Source organism: Methylobacterium sp. FW306-05-D (assembly GCF_058782155.1).
Genome location: NZ_JBYSXL010000029.1, coordinates 1 through 25,145, shown reverse-complemented (window position 1 = coordinate 25,145; position 25,145 = coordinate 1). Strand labels below are relative to the sequence as shown.

Here is a 25,145-nt window from a genome sequence, read left to right as displayed (position 1 = left end):
CTACAGAGGTGTGAAATCGGGCGCGGGCGGACCGGACTGCGCAGCGGCGATGGCCGGATCGACGCTCCACCCTTCGGAACGGTGCCGGGAATGGGCGCCGATCAGGAGGCTGCGCTGGGTGCGCATGATCTTCAAGAGCCGCTCCGTCCGACGGAGGTCCTTCTGCGTCTCGGCGGCATCCCGCTCCTCCGCGAGCAGGACGGCGACGAGGATCATCTGCTCGACGCGACGCTGCTCGGCCGTGGCGATGATCCGCTCGACGGCGGCAAGCCCCTCCTCCAATGCCGCCCTCATGCGCCCCCTCAGAGCCCGCGGTGAGGGGGGCAGGTTCGGGCATTGCCGCGGATCGCGCATTCACGATTGTTGATCGGGCGGCGATTTACCGGACCGGAGGGGCGGCCGGCGCGCGGGCAATGCCTAGGGTGTGCCGAGGAGCGGGAGCCAGATCGCCAGGGCGAGGAGGGCCGCCAGCAGCACCGGCGGGGTGAGGACGAGACCGACCCTCAGGTACTGGCCCCAGGTGATGCGCTGGCCCTTGGCGGCGAGGACGTGCAGCCAGAGCAGCGTCGCGAGGCTGCCGATCGGGGTCAGTTTCGGGCCGAGATCGCAGCCTATCACGTTGGCGTAGATCATCAATTCGCGGATCAGGGGCGACAGGCCGGGGGCCTGCTGGATCGAGAGGGCGCCCACCAGGACGCTCGGCATGTTGTTCATCACGGAGGACAGCAGGGCGGCGGCGACGCCCGTCCCGAGGGTGGCGGCGACCGGTCCCGCATCGGCGAGGCGCACCAGGCCCCGGGCGAGGAGTTCGGTCAGCCCGGCATTCTTCAGGCCGTAGACCACGAGGTACATCCCGAGGCTGAACAGCACGATCTGCCAGGGGGCCCCGGCCAGGACCCTGCGGAGCGGGATCACCCCGCCGCGACCGGCGACGGCGAGCAGCAGAAGGGCGCCGGCGCCGGTGACGGCGCAGACCGGGACGCCGAACGGGGCGGTGACGAAATAGGCGGCGAGCAGCACGGCGAGGAGCGGAAAGGCCGCGCGGAAGACCCCGGCATCGCGGATGGCGCCGCCCGGGGAGTCCAGTCGGTATACCGCATAGGTCGCGTCGAGGTCGCGCCGGTAGAACAGCCACAGCACCGCGAGGGTCGCGGCGAGCGAGACGAGGTTCACCGGCCCCATCACGGCGGCGTAGCGGCCGAAGGAAATCCCGAAGGCATTCGCCGAAACGATGTTGACGAGGTTCGAGATCACCAGGGGCAGGCTGGTCGAATCGGCGACGAACCCGCAGGCGACGATGAAGGCCAGCGCCGCCGCCGGCCGGAACTCCAGCCGGAGCAGGATCGCCAGCACGATCGGCGTGAGCAGCAGGGCGGCGCCGTCATTGGCGAAGACGGCCGCGATGGCGGCCCCCAGCAGGACCACCAGCGGGAACAGCCGGCGGCCGCGTCCGCCGCCCCAGCGGGCGACGTGCAGTGCGGCCCAGTGGAAGAAGCCGGCCTCGTCGAGGACGAGGGAGATCACGATCAGCGCCACGAAGGTGAAGGTGGCGTCCCAGACGATGTGCCAGACCACCGGGATGTCGCCGGGCTGGATCACCCCGCAGGCCAGCGCCACGGCGGCGCCCGCGAGCGCGCTCCACCCGATCCCGAGGCCCCGCGGCTGCCAGATGACGAGGGTCAGGGTGACGGCGAAGATGGCGAGGGCGAGCATCGGTTCGTCTTGTCCGGCTGGGTTGTCGCGGCGCGAGATCTTGCGAGACCCTGCGAGATCTCGATCCCGGCGGTCAGGGGCCCGGAACGGGCCGTCCCCGCGCATCGACGACGGGCGCGCCGTCCTCCTTGGCGAAGGCCCCCTGCTGGGGCGGCAGCAGGGCGAGCACGGTCTCGGAGGGCCGGCACAGGGCGACGCCGAGGGGGCTCGCCACCAGGGGACGGTTGAGGAGGATCGGGTGGGCCGCGATGGCGTCGAGGAGCCGGTCGTCGGAGAGGGCCGGGTCGTCGAGGCCGAGTTCGGCGTAAGGGGTGCCCTTCTCGCGCAGGAGGTCGCGGATCGTGAGGCCCGCCCGCCCGGCGAGGCGGCGCAGCAGCGCCCCGGTGGGCGGCGCCGTGAGGTAGGGGACCACGTGCGGCTCGATGCCGGCGTTGCGGATGAGGCCGAGCACATTGCGGGAGGTGCCGCATTCCGGGTTGTGGTAGATCACGACGTCCATTGGGCACTCTCCATCAGGCACGCTCCGGGCAGCAGGCCGACAGGGCGGCGACGGCGGGGGCGCAGACCTCCGGCCGGCCCTGGCAGCAATCGCGCATCAGGAACTGGATCAGGGCCGACAGGTCCGGATAGGCGGCGCTGTAGCGGATCGACCGGCCGTCGCGCCGGGCGGCGACGAGCCCGGCATGGCTGAGTTCCTTCAGGTGGAACGACAGGTTGGTGGCCGAGACCCCGACCGCCTCCGCGAGGAGCCCCGCCGGCATCCCCTCGGGCCCGGCGGTGACCAGGCGGCGCACGATGCGCAGGCGGTGCGCCTGCCCGAGGGCCGCGAAGGCGGCGACGGCTTGCCCCTCGTCCATCATGATGTCAATGCTTCAAACATCATTGAACAGTAGAGGACCCGCGCGCCTTGGACAAGACGCTTCCCTCCGACGAGACCGTTCGCACACCCCCGGCCCAGCCCTTCGCCGACGGGCTGCCGGCGCTGAGCGCCCCGCATTTCGCCGTGCCCGAAGCCGGGGATCTCGGCGTCGCCCGGGCCTTCGCGCACGCCCCGCGCTTCCTCGTCCTCTACGGCTCCCTGCGCGAGCGCTCCTACAGCCGCTTCCTGGCCTACGAGGCCGCGCGCCTCCTGGAGGCGATGGGGGGCGAGGTGCGGATCTACGACGCCCACGGCCTGCCGCTGCCGGACGACGCCCCCGCCGACCATCCCAAGGTGCGGGAGTTGCGCGCCCTCTCGGTCTGGTCCGAGGGCCAGGTCTGGGTCAGTCCCGAACGCCACGGGGCCATGACCGGGGTGATGAAGGCGCAGATCGACTGGCTGCCGCTCTCGGAGGGCTCGGTGCGCCCGACGCAGGGGCGGACGCTCGCGGTGATGCAGGTCTCCGGCGGCTCGCAATCGTTCAACGCGGTCAACGGCCTGCGCGTGCTCGGGCGCTGGATGCGGATGATCACCATCCCCAACCAGTCCTCGGTGCCGATGGCCTACACGGCGTTCGACGAGGCCGGCCGGATGAAGCCGGGGCCGCTCTACGACCGGGTGGTCGATGTCTGCGAAGAACTGGTGAAGTTCACGCTGCTGACCCGCGAGCGGGCCGACTACCTCGTCGACCGCTATTCGGAGCGCAAGGAGCGGGCGGAGGAGCCCGCGCCGGAGCGGCTTCGGGGGGTGGCCGCCGATATCGGCTTCGGACCCCGGCCCGCCTGAGGCCCCGTGGCGAAGCGCCCCCGGAGCGAACCACGGCAGCGCCGGGTCGTTGTGCTGGAAAGGTCGCGGAGCGAAACAGGCACATGGCAGAGCCATCGGACAGCACGGCGCGGGGCGCCGCAGAGGCAGGCGGCGCAGAGGAAAGCGTCACGCAGGAAGGCGTCACGGCGCAGGGGATCTCCGCGCAGGACATCCGGGCGCATATGGAAGTGCGCTCGTCGGACGGGCTGCATGTCGGGACCGTCGACCACATGGAGGGCGACACCCTGATCAAGCTGACGCGGTCGGACCCCGCCGCCCATGGCCGCCACCACCTGCTGCCGCTGTCCTGGGTCGAGCGCGTGGACGAGCACGTCCACCTCACCGCCACGGCGGCCGATGTCCGGGGCTACTGGGAAGACGCCGGCTGAGCGGCCGTCGTCCCCGGGCGACCATTCGTCCGGTCGCCCGGGGCGCGCGCGGCCCTATCTTGCCGAAATCCTGTCGCGGTGAAAGCTTGCGGCGGGTGAAGACTGGCGGCAGCGCCGTGGCGGGAAGACGTGCGATCACCCGGCCCGCGCGACAGGAAACCTTCGGACATCATGGAACGGCCCAGCGTCATCATCGGCATCCACGGCTTGGCCAACAAGCCGCCGGTCGATGAGAAGACGCGCTGGTGGCGGGACGCCATCGCCGAGGGGCTGGCGCGCAATGCCGGCCTCGACGCCGCCTTCCGCTTCGCCTTCGTGTACTGGGCCGACCTGCGCTACGAGGCGCCGCTCGCCAGCGACGCCATCGCCGAGCCCTACCGGCCGCAGGCGGAGGCGGGCCCCCTGCCCGCCGAGGCCGAGGCCCCGGGCCTGACCGGACAGGACCTGCTCGCCACCCTCTATGCCGGGATCGACCGCATCGAGGAGGCCACCGGGATCACCCTCGTCGACGACGTCATCCTCGAACACCGCTTCGACGACCTCTGGCACTATCACGGCGAGCGCGCCTTCGCGGCCGAGGTCCGGACCCGCCTGGGCGAGCGGCTGGCCGCGTTCCACGACCACCGCATCCTGCTGGTCGCCCATTCCATGGGCTCGGTGATCGCCTACGACGTGCTGCGGCTCCTGGAGCGGGAGCGGCCGGACCTGCGGATCGACCATCTCGTCACCGTCGGCTCCCCCCTCGGCCTCGCCAAGGTGAAGATGAAGATCGCCGACGAGTTCGGCGAGACCCGGGTCCCGGCCAACCTCGGCCGCTGGACCAATCTCGCCGACGGCAACGACATCGTCACCCTCACGGGCACCCTGGCGGAGGATTACGGGCCGAGCGAGTCCGGTGTGGCGGTCGCGGATCACCGAGTGGTGAACGACTACCGCCGCCCGACGGGCGAGGCGAACCACCACAAATCCTACGGCTACCTGCGCACGCCGGAGTTTTCGGACATCGCGCGGGAGTTTCTGGAGCGAGAGTGCCTGGAGACCGAGGCGCGGACGGCCGCGATCGCAGGAGGCTCGTGACGGCGGACGCTCCGCGCAAGCCCGGGCGGCACGGGATTGGCCGGAGCCCGGTGCGCCGCCCCGGGACAGCGCGGGCCGCCCGCGCGGGTTCGCCGTCATCCCGGACCGGAGCATGCGGTCGGGGGCTCCCGTCCGCGGCGACCGGCCCACGAAAAAGGGGACGCCTCGCGGCGTCCCCTGATCCGTCGACCCTTTGGCGGGTGCTCAGCGCTGACCGGCGTGGTCGCCGTCGCGCAGGGCGCCCGTCGGCTCCTGCACGTGGGCCTCGAGGAACCAGAGCTGCTTGTCGACGCCGCGCGAGACCTCGGTGAGGAGGTCGGCGGTGCCGGCATCGCCCGCCTCGTCGGTGTCGTCGATGTTCTGGCGCACCGCGTTGGCGTAGACGCCGTAGCGGTCGATCAGGGCGGCCAGGTGGTCGGCGATGGCGTAGGCGTCGAGCGGGTAGGCCTTCAGCTGCGAGGCCGAGGCCACCGCCTGGGCGGTGCCGCGGGCGGTGCCGCCGAGCTGGGTGATGCGCTCGGCGACCTTGTCGTTGTAATCGTCGAGCTCGGTCCGGAAGCCGTCGAGCATCTCGTGGATGCCGATGAACTGCGGTCCCTTCAGGTTCCAGTGAGCCTGCTTCACGTCGAGGGCGAGATCGATTCCGTCCGACAGGCGCGCGTTCAGCACGTCGATCGAAACCTTCTTCGCGTTGGACTTGGTGCCGTTCTGGGTCTCGTGGAGACGCTGGTTTCCGGCTTGTGTCTTATCGGCCATTCGGATCGTCCTTCGAGTCTCGTGGAGGGCGTGCCGCGCGACCCGCACCCGGGGGGCGGTCGCAGCGCCGAGCCTTCCGATTTCGGCTGAACGTGATCTCGGGCAGGCGGCGGCGGGCGTCCCCTGCGCGATCAGTCTGGCCAATAACGACAGGCTTCGGCCCATGTTCCTGTCGTCGCGCCGTCGCGGGCCCGTTCCCGGTGGATGACGGCCCAGGCATGCGACCCCCGCATGGCCTCGCCCGGACGCCGCCGATCACCGCCCGCCCACCGCCGGCAGGCGATCGTCAACCATAAATTGATGTCGCCGGCCCGACGGCGAACGACGTCGCCGATCCGGCGTTGGCCGACCACAGACGGACGGACGCGCGAGGCCGTCGTTCATCTTGTCTGACGTATCCCTGTCCTTGCCTCCGGCCTCGAACCGCGCGTCGTCACGAGTCTCCGCGCCGACCGAATCTTGATCTCGATCCGCACGGCGGCCCGAAATTTCGACGTGGTAAGACAAAGGTGAACGGCGGTGCGGCGAGAACATCGACACCCGGTGACAATTCTTAAGTCCGGCGTGATTAGTCTTGCAAAGGATCGGCGCCTGCCTCAGGTTCGCCGTCCGCTTCGCCGGCAGCGCCGCTGCCACCGCACCGGGCATGGCATGTCGCGATGATGGGTCCAGAACTCGCACGAAGCTGCCCGGAGCGCGGGCTTTCCGCGCCGGCCGTGCCCGACGTCGCAACCCTGCCCGACGTCGTCGCCGCGCGCGGCCCCGCGCCCCTGCGCATCCTCGTGGTGCACAACCGCTACCAGGTCCGCGGCGGCGAGGATTCGGTGGTGGCCCAGGAGGTGGCGAGCCTGCGCCGCGCCGGGCAGACCGTCGAGACCCTGTTCTTCGACAATGCCGCCATCCGCACGGGCTGGGACCGCCTGCGCACGGCCTGGGAGGCGCCGCACGCCCCGCGCGGGATCGCCGCCGTGGTGGCGGCGGTGCGCGCCCTTCGCCCCGACGTGGTCCACGCCCACAACGTGTTCCCGCAGGTCTCGCCGGGGATGCACGCCGCGGTGCGGGCCGAGGGCGTCGCCACCGTGCAGACCCTGCACAACTTTCGCGTGACCTGTGCCAACGGCATCCTCATGCGCGAGTCTCGACCTTGTGAGGAGTGCGTGGCCGGCTCCCCCTATCGGGCGGTCCGGCACGCCTGCTATCGCGGCTCCCGTCTGGGATCGCTGGCGGTGGCGCGAATGATCGACGTCCACCGGCGGGCGGGCACCTGGCGGCGGGACGTCGACCGCTTCATCGCCCTGACGCCCTTCGCCCGCCAACGCTTCCTCGCCGCCGGGCTGCCGGACGACCGCATCCGCATCAAGCCCAACGGTCTGGCCGATCCGGGCCTCGACACGCGGGCGCCGCGGGCCGGCATCCTGTTCGTCGGGCGGCTCGTGCCCGAGAAGGGCATCGGCACCCTGATCGCGGCCGCGCGCCTGAGCCGCGCGCCGATCACGGTGATCGGCGAAGGCCCCGAGGCGGAGGCCCTGCGGGCGGCGCCCGGCCTCACCGTCCTCGGGCCCCGGGACCGCGAGGCCGTGCAGGCCGCGATGGCGCGGGCCGCCGCCCTGGTGGTGCCCTCGCACTGGTACGAGGGCCTGCCCATGGTCATCGCCGAGGCCTACAGCCTCGGCACCCCCGTCGTCGCCTCGCGCATCGGGGCGCTGGCCGACCTCGTCGCCGACGGCGGCACCGGCCTCCTGGTGCCCCCGCGCGATCCTGTCGCGCTGGCCGCCGCCCTCGACCGGATCGTCGACGACCCCGACGCCGCGCGGGCGATGGGGGCCCGGGCCCGCCGCGCCTACGAGCGCGACTGGACCGAGGCCGCCGTCACCGCACGCGCCCTCGCGATCTACCGCGAAGCCATCGCCTCCCGTTCCACCGACACAGCCCGGGCCGCCGCATGACGCGCCCCCTCACTCCGGACAGAGACATGCCTGCGCGCGCCTGGGGCCACGATCCGGATGTTCCACACTTCCTCCTGGGCGGCGTCCCGGTCTCGATCACCGACATGGGCGGGCTCGTCGCCGCTCTGCGGCGGCGCCTGAGCCGGCGCGCGCCCGCCCCCGGCACCTTCGTGGTCTTCCGCGACGCGCACGGCATCGTCCGGGCCCAGGACGAGCCGGAGGTGCGCGCGGCCCACGACGCCGCCCTCCTGGTCTGCGCCGACGGGCGCCCGCTGGCCTGGGTCGGGCGCCTGCGCGGCCACAGGGCGATCGCGCAGGTGCCGGGCATCGAATCGGTCGAGGCGGTGTGCCGGGCCGGCCTCGAGGCGGGCTGGCGCCACTTCTTCCTCGGCGGCGGCCCGGGCGTGGCCGAGCGGCTCGCCGCCGAGATGGCCCGGCGCGCACCGGGCCTGGCGGTGGCCGGCGCCGAGACCCTGCCCTATCGGCCCCTGACCGAGCCGGAGGCCCAGGACCTCTACGCGCGCCTGCGCGCCAACGGCACCCAGATCCTGTGGATCGGCCTGAGCACGCCCAAACAGGAGCTCTTCATGCAGGCCCACACCCCGTTCCTGCCGGGGGTGATCGCCATGGGGGTCGGGGCGGCCTTCGACGTCAATATCGGCACGATCCCGCGCGCGCCCCGGGTGATGACCCGGTTCGGGCTGGAATGGCTGTTCCGCCTGATCCAGGAGCCCCGGCGCCTGCGCGCCCGCTATGCCCAGGTGGTGCCGCGCTTCCTCGCCATCGTGGCCTTCGACCGCGCCCGCGGGGCCAAGCGGGCACCGCCGCCGGACGGAGTCCGCTCGGTCTGAGGCTCGGGCGGCCCTCAGTCGAGACAGGGGGCGAGGGCGTCGAGATAGGCCCGCGTCGCCGTCTCGAGGGAGAACCGCGCCAGGGCCGGGGCGGCCCGCGCCTGCAGGGCGGCGCGCAGGGCCGGATCGTCGAGGAGCGCCAGCGCCGCCCCGGCCCAGCCCTCCACGCTCATCGGCCGGACATGGCCGCACGCCCAGGGCTCGACCAGCTCCCGCGCCGCGCCGGAATGCGGCGAGGCCAGCACGGAGGCCCCGCTCTGCAGGGCCTCCTGCAGGACGATGCCCCAGACGTCGCCCCGGCTCGGGAACAGAAGCAGCCGCGCCGAGGCGTAGACCGCGCCGAGGTCCCCCTGCTGCACGAAGCCGTCGAAGCGCGCCGCGATCCCGGCCGCCGCGAGGCGCGATTCCATCTCGGCGCGCAGGGGGCCGTCGCCCGCGACCCGGACCCGCAGCGGCCGGCCGCGGTCCCGGCAGGCCAGGACGACGTCGGTGAAGAAGCGCGCGCCCTTCACCTCCTCGTTGAGGATGCCGCAGAACAGGAGGTCGTAGGGGCGGTCCGCGTCCGGCGTCGCCGCCGCCGGGCCGGGGTCCCAGGCGGGAAACAGCGGGGCCAGGGCGAGGCGGTCGGGGGGCAGGCCGTAGCCTTCGAGCAGGGCGAGGCTGCCCGCGCTCGCCCCGAAGCCGAAGCGCGCGCCCGGCACCAGCAGGCGCCGCATGGCCCGGTGCGGCCGCGAGCGCCGGCCCGGATCGGTCTCGGGCACGCCGTCCGTGCGCAGGCCGTAGGGCACGCCGAGGGCCCGCGCGGCGGCGGCGGCCATCAGCATGGTGGGGGCGAAGTCGTTGACGACGAGGACGCTTGGGCGCAAGGCCACGAGGCGCGGCACGATGGCGGGATTGACGTAGAGGTTGCTCACCGCGCTGCGGTAGCGGCGCAGGCCCGGCACCACCGCGAAGCGGTAGGCCTCGGGCTCGGGCATCTCCCATTGCCGGGCGGCCTCGCGGGCGCTGCAGGCGAGGACGTGGAGCGGCCGGTCGAGCAGGGCGCCGAGGCGCTCGTAGAGCCGGTGCATGTAGGGCGCCCGGGCGCCGATCGCGATCACGACGGGGCCGTCGCGGCGCCCCGGCGCGGGGCGGCTGGCGGGCCGGCTCATCGGACGGCGCGCGCCCGGCCCCGGCCGCCCACGAGGGCGTCGATCTGGTAGAGGCCCCAGTGCGGTTCCAGCACGTGGCGCGGCATCAGCATGCGGTCGTCCGGGCCGCGGGCGACGCCCCGGCGGGTGGTGTGGAAGCTGCGGTAGCCGGCCTCCCGGGCGAGCGCGGTGTCGCGCGCCGGGTCGAAATCGGTGCCGGCGACGCCCCAGGGGCAGGCGAAGTCCCGGACCGGACGGCCGGTCATCGCCTCGAGGTCCCGGCGCGAGCGGGTCAGTTCCTCGCCGACCTCCGCCGCGGTGAGGCGCCCCAGATTGCGGTGGGTCGCCGAGTGCGAACCGACGTCGAGGCCGGCCGCGAGCCAGTCGGCCACGGCGGCGCGGTCCATGTAGCCGGCCCGGTCCCCGCCGGGCGGGGCGTCGACCCAGTCGCTGACGAGGAACAGGATCGCCGGGACGGCCAGCCGGCGCAGCACCGGCAACGCCACGGCGTGGTTGTCGGAATAGCCGTCGTCGAAGCTGACGAGGATATACCGGCCCTGATCGAGGGCGCCGCGCGCCACGAGGTCGGCGGCCCGGTCGGCCGTGACGAACGTGCCGTGGCGGCCGAGGAAGCGCAGCTGGCGCTCGAAGCGCGCCTGCTGCCCCGGGGCGACGTGGTGGTAGCAGAGGGTGTAGAGCCCGGGCGGCGCCGCCGCCATCGACCGGGACAGGGCCCGCAGGCGCAGGGCCGCCTCGCGCAGGACGGGCGTGTCGCGGATGACCTGTTCGAAAGTCCTGGGCATGGCCCGGTCTTAGCAGGTCGCGGACAGATCAGCACCCGGCGGACGGATCGGCCGCTCGACAATCGCCAACAGCGTTAAATTAAGGATCTTCACAGTCTTGCCGGGAGAAGAGCCCTCCGCAGACGGGGATGCAAGGCGTTTGCCCCTAAGACGGCGCATCGGCCGCCACGGACGACCGTGAGAGGCGGCATGGATCGAGAGACGAGACGGGGCATGAAGGTCCGATGAGCGCGGCGCTGACCATCCGTCCCTGCGAGGACCCGGCCGTCTGGGACGAGGCGATCTGGTCGCTGCCCCGCGGCAACGTCTTCGCGTCCTGGATGTGGGGCACCTACAAGGGGAAGGTCGGCTGGGACGTGACCCGCCTCATCGTGCGCGATGCCGGCGAGGCGCCGCTGGGGCTGATCCAGGTCCAGGTGAAGCGGCGCGGCTTCGTGCGCTTCGTCCTGCTCCAGGGCTGCCCGCTCCTCACCGAGAAGGGCGAGAAGCACGCCGAAGCGGTGGTCGCCCTCCTGCTGGAGCATCTCGCGCTGGGCCGGCTTGACCTCCTGGCGGTGAGCTTCGAGCATTTCCAGTCCGATGCGATGCTGCTCGCCCTGCTGGGGCACGGCTTCGTGCCGGCGCAATCGGCCAAATACTTCACCCTGGAACTCGACCTGACGGGCGGCACCGGGCCGATCCTGCAGGCGATGGACCAGCGCTGGCGCAAGGCCCTGCGCAAGGCCGAGCGCAACCCGGACCTGACCACCCGCTTCCTCACCGACCTCGACGAGCGCCTCGCCGCCTTCGACGCGTTCTGGGAGATGTACGGGGCGCTCCAGGCCCAGAAGGGATTTCGCGACAGCCTGAACGGGCCGCTCTTCCGCGATCTCGTCGCGCGCGACCCCCACCACCGCATCCTCGAGGTGCGCGAGAAGGGCGAGCGGGTGCTGATCCGCATCGCCCATGTCTCGGGCCAGCGCTTCACCGACTTCTACACCGCCTCCAACGACCGGGCCCGGGCCTGCGCCGCCCCGACCCTGGCGGTCTGGCGCTTCGTCGAGCAGGCCTGCGCGGAGGGACGCCGGACCTTCGATTTCGGGGGCATCGACCCGGCGAGCAACCGAGGGGTGTTCGAGTTCAAGCACGGCCTGAGCAAGAGGCCGGCCCTCAGCGGCCCGCGCTGGATCTACGGCCGCACGCCGCGCCTGCGGGACGCGGCGGCGGCGTTCCTGTCCTATCGCTGACCGACAGCGCCCCCCGGAAGGCCGATGGTCCCGCACGCCCCCGTCATGCCGACGCTCGACGACGAGACCGGGTTCGCCGCCCGCGCGCGGCGCTTCGCGCGGCGCCCGGCCCTGGCCTCGCTGCTCGACCAGGCCATGGTCAGCGGCTTCGGCTTCCTCAGCGGCATCGCCACCGCGCGGCTGGTCGGCATCGAGGAATTCGGCCTCTTCGTCCTGATCCTGATCGTGACGGCCTTCGCGCAGGGGCTGCACAACGCCCTGGTGACGGCGCCGATGATGACCCTGGCGGCGCGGGGCCGCCGCTCCGCCCCGACCTACGACGCCACGATCCTGGCCGCCGCTCTCCTGGCCGCCCTCCTGGCCGCGGCCGGGGTCGCCCTCGCCCTCGTCGCCCTCTTTGCCCTGCGCCATCAGACCGTGGCGGTCGGCGTCGTCGCCGCCGGCGCCGGCCTGACGCTGGCGCAGAACCTCCAGCTCACCGTGCGCCGGACGCTGTTCGCCCGCGGGCGCGGCCTCGTCGCGGTGGCGATGGACACGGCCCGGGCCGTCGCGTTCCCCCTGGCGCTCGCCCTGGCCTGGTGGTCGGGCCTCGTCCTCGACGCGGCGCTCGTCACCGCCCTCCTGGCGGGCACCGCCCTTGTCACCGCCGCCCCCCTCGCCTGGGGCATCTGGCGCGCGCCCCGGCGCTCGCTGCGCCTGAGGCCCGTGCTGCGCCGGCACTGGGGCATCGGCCGCTGGATGTTCCCCCTGGTCTTCGTGACCTTCGGGCAGGAGCAGATGGCCTGGATCCTCGCCGGGATCATGCTCGGCGACGAGGCGATCGGCGGCCTGCGCGCGGCGCAGTACCTCGTCGGCTTCGTCATCATCCTCCTGACCGCCACCGAGAACATTCTGCCCATTGCGGCGGCGCAGGCGCGCGAGGCCGGCGGCGACCGGGGCCTGCGCGCCTATCTCGCCCGGGCGACGCTGGTCCTCGGGCCGCTGGTCGGCCTGCTGCTCCTCGCCATCGCCCTGCCGGCCGGGACCTGGCTCACCCTGGTGTTCGGGCCGGCCTTCGCGGATTACGCCGTGAGCGTGCGCATCCTGGCGCTGGCGATCGCCTGCATCTTCCTGCGCGATATGGCGACCCAGTACTTCCGCGCGACCCAGGACACCGGCCCGGTCTTCCGCGCCTTCGTGGTCAGCCTCGTGGTCTCGCTGGCGATCATGGTTCCGCTGATCGCCTGGGGCGGCATCACCGGCGCCGCCCTCGTCATCACCCTCGGGCACGCGGTCTCGGCCACGCACCTGATCCTGATTCTGCGGCGGCGCTCGGCCCGAACCCCGCCGGCGTGACGCCCGGGCGGCGTCGCGCGGGCGACACCCCCTCGATGACCCGCGCGTCGTCGCGGCGGCCTCCGGTCAGGCCGGGGCGTCCGCCCCGAGGAGACGGTCGAAATACCCGATGGTGTGCATCAGGCCCTCGCGGAGCGGGACCGTCGGCGCCCAGTCGAGCAGGGCCCGGGCCCGGGCGATGTCGGGCCGGCGCTGGCGCGGATCGTCGGGGGGCAGCGGGCGGGCGACGATGCGCGAGCGCGAGCCCGTCAGCTCGATCACGAGGTCGGCGAGCTCGCGGATCGAGAACTCGCCCGGATTGCCGAGATTGATCGGGCCGGTGACCTCGGGGCCGGTCCGCATCAGGCGCAGGATGCCGTCGACGAGGTCGTCCACGTAGCAGAAGGCCCGGGTCTGCGAGCCGTCGCCGTAGAGGGTGATGTCCGCGTTGCGCAGGGCCTGGACCACGATGTTCGACACCACCCGGCCGTCGTCGGGGTGCATGCGCGGTCCGTAGGTGTTGAAGATGCGCGCGACCTTGATCGCGACGGCGTGCTGGCGGTGGTAGTCGAAGAACAGCGTCTCGGCGCAGCGCTTGCCCTCGTCGTAGCAGGAGCGGTAGCCGATCGGGTTGACCCGGCCCCAGTAATCCTCCGGCTGCGGATGCACCTCCGGGTCGCCGTAGACCTCGCTGGTCGAGGCCTGGAAGATCGGGATCTTCAGGCGCTTGGCGAGGCCGAGCATGTTGATCGCCCCGATGACGCTGGTCTTGGCCGTCTGCACCGGATCGAACTGGTAGTGCGCCGGCGAGGCCGGGCAGGCGAGATTGTAGATCTCGTCGACCTCGACGTAGAGCGGGAACGTCACGTCGTGGCGCATGAACTCGAAGCGCGGATTGTCCAGCAGCGCCGCGATGTTGCGGCGCGACCCGGTGAAGAGGTTGTCGACGCAGAGCACGTCGTGGCCCTGCGCCAGCAGCCGCTCGCAGAGATGGGAGCCCAGGAAGCCGGCCCCGCCGGTGACCAGGACCGTCTTCGCCTCGCCGTAACGCATGCCGGGTCCGGACCTAACCGTGCCGCGGGGCGTCGCCGCCGGAAGCCCGGAACGCGTCCTCGTCGAGATGCTCGTCCCGGCCGGGGGCCTGGCCGACGCCCGTGTAGCGGAAGCCGCGCCGGCGCACGTCCTCGGCCTTGTAGACGTTGCGCAGGTCCACCAGCACCGGGGCGGCCATCGTGGTGCGCAGCCGGGCGAAATCGAGGGCCCGGAAGGCGTTCCACTCGGTGACGATCACCACCGCGTCGGCCCCGGCGGCGCATTCGTAGGCGTCCCCCGCATAGGTCACGTTCGACAAGAGCGCGCGGGCCGCCTCCATGCCCTCCGGGTCGTAGGCGCGGACCACGGCGCCGCCGTCCTGCAGGCCGGTGATGATCGAGAGCGAGGGCGCGTCGCGCATGTCGTCGGTGTTCGGCTTGAAGGTGAGGCCGAGGATCGCGATGGTCTTGCCCCGCACCGAGCCGCCGCAGGCCTGGATCACCTTGCGGGCCATGGCGCGCTTGCGCTGGTCGTTGACCGAGACCACCGTCTCGACGAGGCGGATCGGGGTGCCGGCATCCTGGGCGGTCTTGACCAGGGCCACGGTGTCCTTGGGAAAGCACGAGCCGCCGTAGCCCGGGCCGGCATGCAGGAACTTCGAGCCGATGCGGTTGTCGAGGCCGATGCCGCGGGCGACCTGCTGCACGTTGGCGCCGACCTGCTCGCAGAGGTCGGCGATCTCGTTGATGAAGGTGATCTTGGTGGCGAGGAAGGCGTTGGCGGCGTACTTCGTCAGCTCCGCGGTGCGCCGGTCGGTGTAGAGGATCGGCGCCTGGTTGAGGTAGAGCGGCCGGTAGACCTCGCCCATCACGGCCGACCCGCGCGCGCTGTCGGACCCGATGACGATGCGGTCGGGGCGCTTGAAGTCCTCGATGGCGGCGCCCTCGCGCAGGAATTCCGGGTTCGACACCACCGCCACCTCGGCGTCGGGCCGGGCCTCGCGGATGATGCGCTCGACCTCGTCGCCGGTCCCCACCGGGACGGTGGATTTCGTCACCACCACGGTGAAGCCGTTCAGGGCGTGGGCGATCTCGCGGGCCGCGGCATGGACGTAGGACAGGTCGGCGAAGCCGTCGCCGCGCCGCGACGGGGTGCCGACCGCGATGAACACCGCCTCCGCGTCGGCGACGGCGCCGGCGAGGTCGGTGGAGAAGCTCAGCCGGCCGTGGCGGACGTTCTCCGCCACCAGGGCCTCCAGCCCCGGCTCGTAGATCGGCATGCGCCCGGCCTTCAGGAGCTCGATCTTGCCCGCATCATTGTCGACGCAGATCACCTGGTGGCCGAAATCCGCCAGGCAGGTGCCCGAGACGAGGCCGACATAGCCGGAGCCAACCATCACGATGTGCATGAGATGCCCTTCCCTGCCGGAGCGCCTGGCCGGCCCCGACATCTGCGCGATCCGAGGCGCCTAGCAGCCCGGGATGCGTTGATCCATCACAGAATCCGTCGGGCGGGTCCGAGAGGAGGGTATCGTCGCCGCAGGACAGCCGCGGGCGGATCACGTTGGCAATCCTGAGCCGTGCACGACGTCACCACGCCGCGCGGCCACGGGCCTGCCCCGAAACGGCGCCGGGCCCGGAGACCGTCGGGTGACGGTCTCCGGGCCCGGCCGGACGAGCGGGTCGGCTTGAAGGCTCAGGCGGTCGGGTAGGAGAACACGCCCACCGACTTGTGGAACTGCACGGTCTCGCGCGCCCGGTGGCGGCGGGCCTTGGCCAGGAGGCGGCTGTCGAGACGGTCGCCGCCGATATCGGCGAACTGCCGGTCGGTCAGGTCCGCGATCTCGCGGGCCGAGGCGTTCTCCTTCCAGGAGGACCGGATGTGGTTGATGATTGACTGTACCATGGGAATGAGGTCCGAAACGGTTCGTGCAACGGAGCCTGTCGCCCCGTCGCCATGGCCCTGATGTAGGCCTCGCCGCGCTGCAGCACGAGCGGTCATGCGGCCGGTCTGGTATGCAGGATGGACATGAAACAGGCAGTGGTTGATTAACCTCTGCGCATTTTCCCCCTAACCCCCTCTTGACGCTGCGGTTTCCACGGCGCCGACACGGTTCGGCGGACCGCCCCTGCCCAATGCGCCGGCAGCCGTGGCACGCCCCATGTGCGGTGCAGCACGGATGTCCCGGAACCGGACGCCGCCCGGGGCGTCGGCGCTCCCGTGCGGGCGGGCCGGCCGCCTATTCGGCGGCCGCCTCGTAGGGCTCGGCGACGAGGCCGTCGGCGAGGAAGCCGCCGGACTGGCGCTCCCACAGGCGGGCATAGAGGCCGCCGCGCGCGACCAGCTCCGCATGGGTGCCCTCCTCGATGACCCGGCCGGCATCGAGCACGATCAGGCGGTCGAGGGCCGCGATGGTCGAGAGGCGGTGCGCGATGGCCAGCACCGTCTTGCCCTCCATCAGCGTGTCGAGACTTTCCTGGATGGCCGCCTCGACTTGGCTGTCGAGGGCGGAGGTCGCCTCGTCGAGGATGAGGATCGGGGCGTCCTTGAGGATGACCCGCGCGATGGCGATGCGCTGGCGCTGGCCGCCGGAGAGCTTCACGCCGCGCTCGCCCACCTGGGCGTCGTAGCCGGTGCGGCCCCTGTGATCGACGAGGTCGCGGATGAAGCCGTCGGCCTGGGCGAGGCGGGCGGCGCGCTCCACCTCGGCCTGGGTGGCGTCGGGGCGGCCATACGCGATGTTGTCGCGGATCGAGCGGTGCAGCAGCGAGGTGTCCTGGGTCACCATGGCGATGGCGCTGCGCAGGGACCCCTGCGTGACCCCGGCGATGTCCTGCCCGTCCACGAGGATGCGGCCGCTCTCCAGGTCGTGCAGGCGCAGGAGCAGCGCGGTGATCGTGGTCTTGCCGGCGCCGCTGACGCCCACGAGCCCGACCTTCTCGCCCGGGCGGATGCGCAGGCTCAGGTCCTCGATGATGGCGGCGTCGTCGCGGCCGTAATGGAAGCTGACGTTCTCGAAGCGGATGTCGCCGCCCGAGACCGCCAGGGTCGCGGCATCGGGCCGGTCGGTGATGGCGTGCGGACGGGCGATCGTCTGCATGCTCTCCTGGATGACGCCGACATTCTCGAAGATGCCGCGCACGGTCTGCATCACCCAGCCCGACATCGCCATCAGGCGCAGGACCAGGGCGAGGCCGGCCGAGGCCTCGCCGGTGGTCATGCCGCCGCGCTGCCACAGGATCACGCAGACGCTGGCGGTCGCCAGGATCAGCAGGCTGTTGAGGAGGCCGAGCAGGGTCGTGGTGCTGCTCACCAGCCGGAACTGGTGCAGATAGGCCTTGGTGTGCACGTCGACGGCGTCCCGCACCGCCGCGCGCTCCTCGCGGTCGCGGGCGAAGAGCTTCACGGTCAGAATGTTGGTGTAGCTGTCGACGATGCGCCCGATCAGGGCCGAGCGGGTATCGGCGGTCAGCAGCGAGCGGGACCGGGCGCGCGGCACGAACCAGCGGGTCAGGGCGGCGTAGGCCGCGATCCAGACCACCACCGGCAGGGCGAGCCAGAGGGAGATCGAGCCGAACAGGCCGACGGCCGTGACCGCGTAGATCGCGACGTAGAGCAGGGTGTCGATGAACACGACGGCGAGCTCGCGCACCGCCGGGCCGACCTGCACGACCCGGTTGGCGAGGCGCCCGGCGAAGTCGGCCTGGAAGTACGAGAGCGAGTGGCCGAGGGTGTAGAGGTGCGTGCGCCAGCGGATCTGGTTCGTCGCCTGCGGCACGATGAGCTGGTTCGACAGGATCTCGTGCAGCCAGATCGTGATCGGGCGCACCACCAGGAGGAGGGCGGCCGCCAGCATCAGGCCGGTGCCGTGCTCCTGCCACAGGGTGGCGCGGTCGGCCTTGTTCAGGAGGTCGATGAACCAGCCCATGAGCAGGTAGAGCGAGGCCTCCACCGACCCGGCCAGGATCGCCACCACGAACAGGATCGCCAGGGCGCCGCGGATCGGCCGCAGGTAGAAGCCCGCGAAGCCGAGCACCGATTTCGGCGGCATGCGGCCGTCGTCGAACGGCGCGAAGGTGTCGATCCGGCGCTCGAGCCAATCGAGAAACATGAGAACATCCGGTTGCTGCAGCGCTCCCTTAGCTATGCCGCCTTGACCGTCTGCCAACCGGGGGGCGATGCCGCACGGACCCGTCCGCCCCGTCCCGAGCCGCCGCCGATGATCCGCCTCGCCCTCTACCAGCCCGACATCCCGCAGAACACCGGCACGCTGCTGCGCCTGGCCGCCTGCCTCGGGGCCGCCGTGGAGATCATCGAGCCCGCCGGCTTCGACGTCTCGGACCGCCACCTGCGCCGCTCGGGCCTCGACTACCTCGACCGGGTCGCCGTCACCCGCCACCGCTCGTGGGACGCGTTCTCGGCGTGGCGCCGCGCGCAGAACATCCGCCTTGTCCTCGCCACCACGCAGGGCGCCCTGCCCTACACCGCGTTCGCCTACCGGGACGGCGACTGCCTGCTGATGGGCCGGGAATCGGCCGGCGTGCCGGACTCCGTCCACGCCGCGGCGGAGGCCCGGGTGGTGGTGCCGATCCGCCCCGACCTGCGCTCGCTCAACGTCGCGGTCTGCGCCGCGATGATCCTGGGCGAGGCCCTGCGGCAAACCGAGGGCTTTCCGGTCGCTGATTGAACGTTGTGCAATTCCGCACTTGAACGGTGTTCAAACCGTGCGACAACCGGGGGGTGGACAGCAGCCACGCAGCCGGAGCCCGACGATGCTCAACTTGTTTCGCACCCTCGCCCGCGGCGCCGCCGCCCGCGCCGAACAGGACCTCTTCGACCGCAACGCCCTCCTGATCCTCGACCAGCAGATCCGCGAGACCCGCGCCGCCCTGGAGCGCAGCCGCCAGGCGCTCGCCGCCGCCGTGGCCGGCGACCGGGCCGAGGAGCGCCGCCTCGCCGAGGTCGAGGCCCGCGCCGCCGATCTCGAGACCCGCGCCGTGGCGGCGCTCCAGTCCGGGCGCGACGACCTCGCGGGGCAGGCGGCCGAGGCGCTCGCCGAACTGGAGGCCGAGCGCGACGCCATCCGCGCCGCCCGGAGCCGCTTCGCCAGCGAGCTCGCCCGCATCCGCGCCAAGGTCGCCGACGCCACCCGGCGCCAGGCGGAGCTGGAACGGGGCCGCCGCCTCGCCGCCGCGGCCGAGACGGCCCGGCGCCTGCGGGTGAGCGCGGACCCGCAGGACCGGGCGACCCTCAAGGAGGCCGAGGCGACCCTGGCCCGCCTGCGCAGCCTCCAGGCCGAGGCCGACGACACCGAGGAGGCCCTGCGCGAGGCCGAGCCCGGCGCCGACATCGCCGAGCGGATGGAGCGCGCCGGCTTCGGCCCGAGCACCCGCCCCGCCCCTGCCGCGATCCTCGACCGCCTGCGCGCCCAGGCCGAGGCGGCCCAGTCGCCGGCCGCCTGACCGTCCCGTATCACCCCGCATCAAGGAGCACGACCATGACCAACGAGACCACGCAGCATTCCGGCGCCTGGGTCGCCTTCACGTACGCGTCGTTCCTCGGCTCCGCCGCGATGGTGGGTCTGGGCATCCTGTTCATGCCCATGGACATCTGGATCAAGGGCTACCTCGCCATGGGCACGATCATGCTCGTGCAGTCCTGCATCACCGCCACCAAGACGATCCGCGACGTCCACGAGGGCCGGCGCATGGTCAACCGGATCGAGGACGCCAAGACCGAGCGGCTGCTGATGTCGGTGAAGGATTGAGCCGCGGCGGGATCGTGGCCGCCCCGGTGAATTGACGGCCGGGCGGCGGGATGGGACATCCCCCGGCATGACGATGCCAGACTCCCCTGTCCCCCCGCTGCCCGAGGCCGAGCGCGACGCCGTCAAGGCCGAGGCGACGGCGTGGTTCACCACCCTGCGCGACCGAATCGTGGCCGCCCTCGAGACCCTGGAGGCGGAGGCGACGGGCCCCTTCCATCCCGACGCCCCGGCCGAGCCCGGCACCTTCGTGAAGACGCCCTGGCAGCGCACCGACCACACCGGTGCGCCCGGCGGCGGCGGCACCATGGCGATGATCAAGGGCCGGGTCTTCGAGAAGGCCGGCGTCCACGTCTCGGCCGTGCACGGGGAATTCGCGCCGGAATTCCGCGCCCAGATGCCCGGCGCCGCCGAGGACCCGCGCTTCTTCGCCACCGGGATCTCGCTGATCGCGCATCCCTGGAACCCCAACGTGCCGACCGTGCACATGAACACCCGCTTCGTGGTGACCACGAAGACCTGGTTCGGCGGCGGCGCCGACCTGACCCCGGTGCTCGACCGGCGCCGGACCCAGGACGATCCGGATTCGCTGGCCTTCCACGCGGCGATGCGCGAGGCCTGCGAGGCCCACGCCCCGGCCGCCGACTACACCCGCTACAAGGCCTGGTGCGAGGAGTACTTCCACCTCAAGCACCGCAACGAGCCGCGCGGCATCGGCGGGATCTTCTACGACTACCACTGGACCGGCGACCCCAAGGCCGACCTCGCCTTCACCCGCGACGTCGGCGGCGCCTTCCTCAAGGCCTACCCGGCCATCGTGCGCGCCAACCTGTCCACCCCCTGGACCGAGGCGGACCGGCTGGAGCAGCAGGTCCGGCGCGGCCGCTACGTGGAGTTCAACCTGCTCTACGACCGCGGCACGATCTTCGGCCTGAAGACCGGCGGCAACGTCGCCTCGATCCTGTCGTCGCTGCCCCCGACGGTGCGCTGGCCGTGAGCGGCCCGGCCGCCCCGCCGGCGGACATCACCGAGACCAACCGCGCGGTGGCGCGGATGCTGGCGGGCGCCTTCGGCGGCCGCCCCTCCGTCGCCCGGCACGCCGACGAGACCGGGCGCAGCCACGTCGACATCCTGACCTGCCTGGACGCCCCGCGCCCCGGCTTCACCGCCTGCGCGACGGTGACGCTGGCCAACCACCCGCTCTACCAGGACGGCACCGAATTTCCCGGGCGCTGCGAGATCCTGGGCGTCGGCACCGACCCGGACGTGGCGCGCATGCTGGCGGCCTGCGCCTTCCAGGTCATCGACGGGCGCTGGTTCCTGGCTCCCGGCATCGTCTTTCCCGGCCTGCTCACGGGCCTATCGGCCAGCCTCGCCCATGTCCTGTTCGTGCCGCCGACCCTGTTCGAGGCGCGCCTGCAGACGCTGTCCACCCCCGACGCGGCCCTGGCCTTCCTCCAGGCCGTGCCGATCTCGCAGGCCGAATACGCCTTCGCGGAAGCTTCCGGCGGCGATGCCCTGGAAGACCTGTTCGCCGCGCGCGGCACCGACCTCTTCGACCTCCAGCGGCCCTCGGTGCTCTGATGGCCGAGCCCGATCTCCCGACCCGCTTCGCTCCCCAGCAGGACGCGGCCCTGAAGGCGATCTCCGACTGGCGCAAGTCCGGCGGCGCCCAGGTCTTCCGCCTGTTCGGCTATGCCGGCACCGGCAAGACCACCCTCGCCCGGCGCATCGCCGACGACGTCGAGGGCACGGTGGTGTTCGGCGCCTTCACGGGCAAGGCCGCCTCGGTGATGCGCCAGAAGGGCTGCCACGACGCGGCGACGATCCACAGCCTGATCTACCGCACCAAGGAGACCGAGGAGGGCGGCCCGGCCTTCACCCTGAACCGGACCGGGCCGGTCTCGAAGGCCGAGCTGATCGTGATCGACGAGTGCTCGATGGTCGATTCGGACCTCGGCAACGATCTCCTGTCCTTCGACCGTCCGGTGCTGGTGCTCGGCGACCCGGCCCAGCTGCCGCCGGTGCGCGGGGGCGGCTTCTTCACCGAGGCCGAGCCCGACGTGATGCTCACCGACGTCCACCGGCAGGCCGCCGACGACCCCATCGTCCGGATGGCGATGACGGTGCGCGAGGGCGGGCGCCTGTCGATCGGCGAATACGGCGAGAGCCGCATCGTCTCGCGGCGCGCCATCGACCCGGCCGTGGTGCTCCAGGCCGACCAGGTGCTGGTGGGCATGAACAAGACCCGGCGGCTCTACAACAACCGCCTGCGCGAGCTCGCCGGCCACACCGACCCGATGCCGGCGGTGGGCGAGAAGCTGGTCTGCCTGCGCAACGACCGCACCAAGGGCCTGCTCAACGGCTCGACCTGGACCGTCCACGCCCAGCGCTCCTCGCCGCGCGCCGACACGGTGCGCCTCGACGTGGTGCCGGAGGACGACCCGGCCCTGCGCCGCCGCCCGGTGGACATCAAGGTGCTCAAGGCCGTGATGTCGGGCTCCGAGGAGGAGATCCCGGCCTTCCTCAAGCGCGAGACCGACGAGTTCACCTACGGCTACGCCCTGACCGTCCACAAGGCGCAGGGCTCGCAATGGGACGACGTCGTGCTGTTCGACGAGTCCTTCGCCTTCCGCGAGCACCGGGCGCGCTGGCTCTATACCGGCCTGACCCGGGCGGCCAAGCGGATCACCGTGGTGGTGTAGGGCGGTGGCATTCGGGGCCGGGCGCGCCTACCTCCCTCCCGAACCCCGCTTCTCCCACGCACCCGACATCCCAGGAGCCAGACTTGGCGCACGATTCGAACGGTCCGCCGCAGATGCACGCCACCACCATCCTGATGGTCCGCAAGGGCGGCCGGGTGGTGATCGGCGGCGACGGGCAGGTCAGCCTCGGTCAGACCATCGTCAAGGGCAATGCCCGCAAGGTCCGGCGCCTCGCCAAGGGCGCGGTGATCGGCGGCTTCGCCGGCGCCACGGCGGATGCCTTCACGCTGTTCGAGCGGCTGGAGGCCAAGCTGGAGCAGTATCCGGGGCAGCTGACCCGGGCCTGCGTCGAGTTGACGAAGGACTGGCGCACCGACCGCTACCTGCGCCGCCTGGAGGCGATGATGCTGGTGGCCGACAAGGAGGTCGGCCTGCTGCTCTCGGGGGCGGGCGACGTGCTCGAGCCGGAGAGCGGCGTCATGGCGATCGGCTCCGGCGGGAACTACGCCCTCGCCGCCGCCCGCGCGCTGGAAGACAGCAGCCACGATGCGGAAGAGATCGTTCGCCGCGCCATGCGGATCGCGGCCGAGATCTGCGTCTACACGAATGACAGTCTCGTGATCGAGACGCTGGAGACGGCCGAAAGCTGACGAAGTGCTGGTCCGTTAACCGAAGTTTTCGAGACACTGCTTACCAGCTTGTATCAAAGCTCCGAGCAGGGTCTCGAACATGACGATCAAGGCGAAGATACTGATGTTCGTCCTGGCCTGCGGGGCGATCACCCTGCTGGTCGCCGGCGTCGGGGTCGGCACCCTCTCGGCCTTCAACGACGCGATGGTCGAGTCCCGGCACGCGGCCCGCCGGGCCCTCGACGCGGCCAACGTCAACCGTCTCGTCAGCAACGTGGTGCTCGAATCCCGCGGCGTCTACGCCGCCAAGGACACCGCCGACGCGCAGAAATACGCCGACCGGATGCGCCTGAACCTGACGGCGATGAACGACCTCCTGGCCGCCTGGGGTGCGCGGGTGCCGGAGGCCGAGCGGGCGCAGTTCGCCCGCGTCGCCGAGGGCGCGGCCACCTTCACCGCCCTGCGCCAGGAGATCGCCCGGGCCGGAACCGCGGTCGCCCCGAAGGCGGCGGCGGAGCTCGGCTTCAACGAGGCCAACCGCGCCAACCGGCAGGCGTTCCAGGATTCCATCGACGCCCTGGTCGCCAGCGGCCAGGCCCAGGTCGCCGCCATCGATGCCGCCACCGACGCCCTCTACGCCAGCCGCCGGACCCTGCTGATCGCCCTCGCGGTAGGCGGCACCCTCGCGGGCCTCGGGCTCGGCCTCGTCGTCGGCCACCGCCAGATCGCCGCGCCCCTCGCCCGGGTCACCGCAGCGATCCGGCGCCTGTCCGAGGGCCAGCTCGACCTGCCGGCCGTGAAGCCCGGCCGGGACGAGATCGGCGCGATCTGGGCCAGCATGGAGATCTTCGCCCGCTCGATGCGGGAGAGCGCGGCCCTGCGGGCGACCCAGGACGAGGCCGCCGGCCTCGCCTCCAGCCGCCGCCGGACCGAGCGGACCGAGCTCGCCGACCGCTTCCAGGGCAGCGTCGGCGCCCTGGTGGGCGACCTCTCGGAGGCCGCCGCCGCCATGGAGGACACCGCCCGGACGATGTCGGCCCAAGCCGAGCGCACCAACCGGCAATCGGCCGCGGTGATGCGGGCCGCCCAGGAGACGGCGCAGAACGTCCAGGCGGTGGCCGCCGCCACGGAGGAGCTCGCCGCCACCGCCAACGAGATCGGCCAGCAGGTCGGCCAGACCTCGGCGGCCGCGGCGACCGCCGTCGAGAGCAGCCACCGGACCAATGCCCGCGTCGAGGCCCTGGCCGAGGGCGCCGCCCGCATCGGCGACGTCGTCGCCCTGATCTCGAACATCGCCGGCCAGACCAACCTGCTCGCGCTCAACGCCACCATCGAGGCGGCCCGGGCCGGCGAGGCGGGCCGAGGCTTCGCCGTGGTCGCTACCGAGGTGAAGACCCTGGCGGCCCAGACCGCCAGGGCCACGGACGAGATCACGGCCCAGATCGGCATGATCCAGGCCGCCACCCGGGAGACCGTGGAGGCGATCCGCGAGATCGGCACCACCATCGGCAGCGTGCACCACATCGCCCTCGGGGTCGCGGCCGCGGTGGAGGAGCAGCAGGTCGCCACCCAGGAGATCGCCCGCAGCGTCAACGACGCCGCCCGCGGCACCCACGACGTCACCGAGACCATGGCCGAGGTCCAGGGCGCGGCCGTCGAGGTCGGCGCCGGAGCCGCGCAGGTCCTGGCCTCGGCGGCGGAACTCGCCCGGCGCTCCAGCGCCCTCGACGGCGAGGTCACGCGTTTCGTCGGCTCGATCCGGGCCGCCTGAGGCGCCGGGACGACTGGAAAGGGCGGCGCGGCGCGCTTAAGTCGGGGGCGTGCGCCAGTCAGCCCCCCTCTCCCACCCGACGCGGCCTCGCCCCTGCACGGCCGGGGGCGGCCTGTCGCGAGGTCCCGTCGTGATTCCCGCCGGCCGCCCTGCGCCGGGACGCGCCGCGCGAGGCCGCGCCGGCGCCGATCGGACAAGCTCTCCCTCCGGGGTCTTCCGCACGGCGCCGGGTGGCGGCCGGCGCCCCGCGCATGCGCCGGTCGCGCGCGGCTTCCCCTGTCCTCTGCCCTGCTTTCTGCCCTGCCCCCTGCCC

At 72.4% G+C, this 25,145-nt stretch carries 26 protein-coding genes; 15 read left to right on the top strand and 11 right to left on the bottom strand.

Annotated elements, in window-relative coordinates; genetic code table 11:
• The 4 genes from AC3WLN_RS12130 to AC3WLN_RS12115 all read right to left on the bottom strand — a co-directional run bounded on the left by AC3WLN_RS12130 (position 1) and on the right by AC3WLN_RS12115 (position 2,573).
• Positions 1-294 carry a hypothetical protein gene (locus AC3WLN_RS12130; RefSeq protein WP_492481476.1) on the bottom strand — a complete coding sequence of 98 codons (294 nt, stop codon included), beginning with the start codon at positions 292-294 and terminating at the stop codon, positions 1-3.
• A gap of 123 nt (positions 295-417) precedes the next feature.
• Positions 418-1,713, bottom strand: coding sequence for an arsenic transporter (locus AC3WLN_RS12125; RefSeq protein WP_492481474.1), 1,296 nt, complete (start codon positions 1,711-1,713; stop codon positions 418-420).
• Positions 1,714-1,786: 73 nt separating this feature from the next.
• Positions 1,787-2,212, bottom strand: a complete 426-nt coding sequence (gene arsC, locus AC3WLN_RS12120) for an arsenate reductase (glutaredoxin) (RefSeq protein WP_492481472.1) — start codon at positions 2,210-2,212, stop codon at positions 1,787-1,789.
• A gap of 13 nt (positions 2,213-2,225) precedes the next feature.
• The gene (locus AC3WLN_RS12115) at positions 2,226-2,573 is read right to left on the bottom strand and encodes an ArsR/SmtB family transcription factor (RefSeq protein WP_492481470.1); all 348 of its coding nucleotides are present in this window, start codon (positions 2,571-2,573) and stop codon (positions 2,226-2,228) included.
• Positions 2,574-2,620: 47 nt separating this feature from the next.
• Between AC3WLN_RS12115 and arsH the strand changes: the two genes are divergently transcribed.
• The 3 genes from arsH to AC3WLN_RS12100 all read left to right on the top strand — a co-directional run bounded on the left by arsH (position 2,621) and on the right by AC3WLN_RS12100 (position 4,905).
• Complete coding sequence (arsH, locus tag AC3WLN_RS12110; protein WP_492481469.1) at positions 2,621-3,418, top strand: arsenical resistance protein ArsH; 798 nt, start codon at positions 2,621-2,623, stop codon at positions 3,416-3,418.
• 83 nt (positions 3,419-3,501) lie between these two features.
• The gene (locus AC3WLN_RS12105; protein ID WP_492481467.1) at positions 3,502-3,828 is read left to right on the top strand and encodes a DUF2171 domain-containing protein; all 327 of its coding nucleotides are present in this window, start codon (positions 3,502-3,504) and stop codon (positions 3,826-3,828) included.
• A gap of 171 nt (positions 3,829-3,999) precedes the next feature.
• A complete protein-coding gene (locus AC3WLN_RS12100) occupies positions 4,000-4,905 on the top strand; it encodes a lipase family protein (RefSeq protein ID WP_492481465.1) in 906 nt (301 codons plus the stop codon).
• Positions 4,906-5,109: 204 nt separating this feature from the next.
• On the opposite strand, the gene dps is transcribed toward AC3WLN_RS12100, so the two are convergent.
• Entirely contained in the window at positions 5,110-5,661 is a 552-nt protein-coding gene (dps, locus tag AC3WLN_RS12095; protein WP_492481464.1) for a DNA starvation/stationary phase protection protein Dps, read from the bottom strand.
• 716 nt (positions 5,662-6,377) lie between these two features.
• On the opposite strand from dps, the gene AC3WLN_RS12090 reads away from it, so the two are divergent.
• Positions 6,378-7,607 carry a glycosyltransferase family 4 protein gene (locus tag AC3WLN_RS12090; RefSeq protein ID WP_492481462.1) on the top strand — a complete coding sequence of 410 codons (1,230 nt, stop codon included), beginning with the start codon at positions 6,378-6,380 and terminating at the stop codon, positions 7,605-7,607.
• Positions 7,608-7,633: 26 nt separating this feature from the next.
• Positions 7,634-8,458, top strand: a complete 825-nt coding sequence (locus tag AC3WLN_RS12085; protein WP_492481460.1) for a WecB/TagA/CpsF family glycosyltransferase — start codon at positions 7,634-7,636, stop codon at positions 8,456-8,458.
• Between the two features lie 14 nt (positions 8,459-8,472).
• Here the strand turns inward: AC3WLN_RS12085 and AC3WLN_RS12080 are convergent, their stop codons facing one another.
• On the bottom strand, positions 8,473-9,609 hold the full coding sequence (locus AC3WLN_RS12080) for a glycosyltransferase family 4 protein (RefSeq protein WP_492481458.1): 1,137 nt from the start codon (positions 9,607-9,609) through the stop codon (positions 8,473-8,475).
• Positions 9,606-10,391, bottom strand: coding sequence for a polysaccharide deacetylase family protein (locus tag AC3WLN_RS12075; RefSeq protein ID WP_492481456.1), 786 nt, complete (start codon positions 10,389-10,391; stop codon positions 9,606-9,608). Before AC3WLN_RS12075 ends, AC3WLN_RS12080 begins: the two co-directional genes overlap by 4 nt.
• Before the next feature lie 224 nt (positions 10,392-10,615).
• On the opposite strand from AC3WLN_RS12075, the gene AC3WLN_RS12070 reads away from it, so the two are divergent.
• Together AC3WLN_RS12070 and AC3WLN_RS12065 are read left to right on the top strand one after the other, a co-directional pair.
• The gene (locus AC3WLN_RS12070; RefSeq protein WP_492481455.1) at positions 10,616-11,617 is read left to right on the top strand and encodes a lipid II:glycine glycyltransferase FemX; all 1,002 of its coding nucleotides are present in this window, start codon (positions 10,616-10,618) and stop codon (positions 11,615-11,617) included.
• Between the two features lie 24 nt (positions 11,618-11,641).
• Entirely contained in the window at positions 11,642-12,952 is a 1,311-nt protein-coding gene (locus AC3WLN_RS12065) for a lipopolysaccharide biosynthesis protein (protein ID WP_492481453.1), read from the top strand.
• 66 nt (positions 12,953-13,018) lie between these two features.
• Here AC3WLN_RS12065 and AC3WLN_RS12060 read toward each other — a convergent pair whose 3' ends face one another.
• From AC3WLN_RS12060 to AC3WLN_RS12045, 4 genes are all read right to left on the bottom strand, one after another.
• Positions 13,019-13,984 (bottom strand): UDP-glucuronic acid decarboxylase family protein, encoded by a 966-nt coding sequence (locus tag AC3WLN_RS12060; RefSeq protein ID WP_492481451.1) that lies wholly within the window; start codon positions 13,982-13,984, stop codon positions 13,019-13,021.
• 13 nt (positions 13,985-13,997) lie between these two features.
• Complete coding sequence (locus AC3WLN_RS12055; protein WP_492481449.1) at positions 13,998-15,371, bottom strand: UDP-glucose dehydrogenase family protein; 1,374 nt, start codon at positions 15,369-15,371, stop codon at positions 13,998-14,000.
• Between the two features lie 287 nt (positions 15,372-15,658).
• A complete protein-coding gene (locus AC3WLN_RS12050) occupies positions 15,659-15,868 on the bottom strand; it encodes a hypothetical protein (protein ID WP_492481447.1) in 210 nt (69 codons plus the stop codon).
• Between the two features lie 334 nt (positions 15,869-16,202).
• Positions 16,203-18,074 (bottom strand): ABC transporter ATP-binding protein, encoded by a 1,872-nt coding sequence (locus AC3WLN_RS12045; RefSeq protein WP_492481445.1) that lies wholly within the window; start codon positions 18,072-18,074, stop codon positions 16,203-16,205.
• A gap of 108 nt (positions 18,075-18,182) precedes the next feature.
• On the opposite strand from AC3WLN_RS12045, the gene AC3WLN_RS12040 reads away from it, so the two are divergent.
• From AC3WLN_RS12040 to AC3WLN_RS12005, 8 genes are all read left to right on the top strand, one after another.
• The gene (locus AC3WLN_RS12040; protein ID WP_492481443.1) at positions 18,183-18,650 is read left to right on the top strand and encodes a tRNA (cytidine(34)-2'-O)-methyltransferase; all 468 of its coding nucleotides are present in this window, start codon (positions 18,183-18,185) and stop codon (positions 18,648-18,650) included.
• Between the two features lie 85 nt (positions 18,651-18,735).
• On the top strand, positions 18,736-19,425 hold the full coding sequence (locus AC3WLN_RS12035) for a PspA/IM30 family protein (protein ID WP_492481441.1): 690 nt from the start codon (positions 18,736-18,738) through the stop codon (positions 19,423-19,425).
• A 35-nt stretch (positions 19,426-19,460) separates the two neighbouring features.
• The gene (locus tag AC3WLN_RS12030; protein WP_108034802.1) at positions 19,461-19,730 is read left to right on the top strand and encodes a YiaA/YiaB family inner membrane protein; all 270 of its coding nucleotides are present in this window, start codon (positions 19,461-19,463) and stop codon (positions 19,728-19,730) included.
• 67 nt (positions 19,731-19,797) lie between these two features.
• Positions 19,798-20,724 carry an oxygen-dependent coproporphyrinogen oxidase gene (hemF, locus tag AC3WLN_RS12025; protein WP_492481439.1) on the top strand — a complete coding sequence of 309 codons (927 nt, stop codon included), beginning with the start codon at positions 19,798-19,800 and terminating at the stop codon, positions 20,722-20,724.
• Positions 20,721-21,311 carry a suppressor of fused domain protein gene (locus AC3WLN_RS12020; protein WP_492481437.1) on the top strand — a complete coding sequence of 197 codons (591 nt, stop codon included), beginning with the start codon at positions 20,721-20,723 and terminating at the stop codon, positions 21,309-21,311. Before hemF ends, AC3WLN_RS12020 begins: the two co-directional genes overlap by 4 nt.
• On the top strand, positions 21,311-22,432 hold the full coding sequence (locus tag AC3WLN_RS12015; RefSeq protein WP_492481435.1) for an ATP-dependent DNA helicase: 1,122 nt from the start codon (positions 21,311-21,313) through the stop codon (positions 22,430-22,432). Before AC3WLN_RS12020 ends, AC3WLN_RS12015 begins: the two co-directional genes overlap by 1 nt.
• Before the next feature lie 113 nt (positions 22,433-22,545).
• Positions 22,546-23,082, top strand: a complete 537-nt coding sequence (gene hslV / locus AC3WLN_RS12010; protein ID WP_492481529.1) for an ATP-dependent protease subunit HslV — start codon at positions 22,546-22,548, stop codon at positions 23,080-23,082.
• A gap of 79 nt (positions 23,083-23,161) precedes the next feature.
• Complete coding sequence (locus AC3WLN_RS12005; protein ID WP_492481433.1) at positions 23,162-24,832, top strand: methyl-accepting chemotaxis protein; 1,671 nt, start codon at positions 23,162-23,164, stop codon at positions 24,830-24,832.
• Positions 24,833-25,145: the final 313 nt, after the last annotated feature.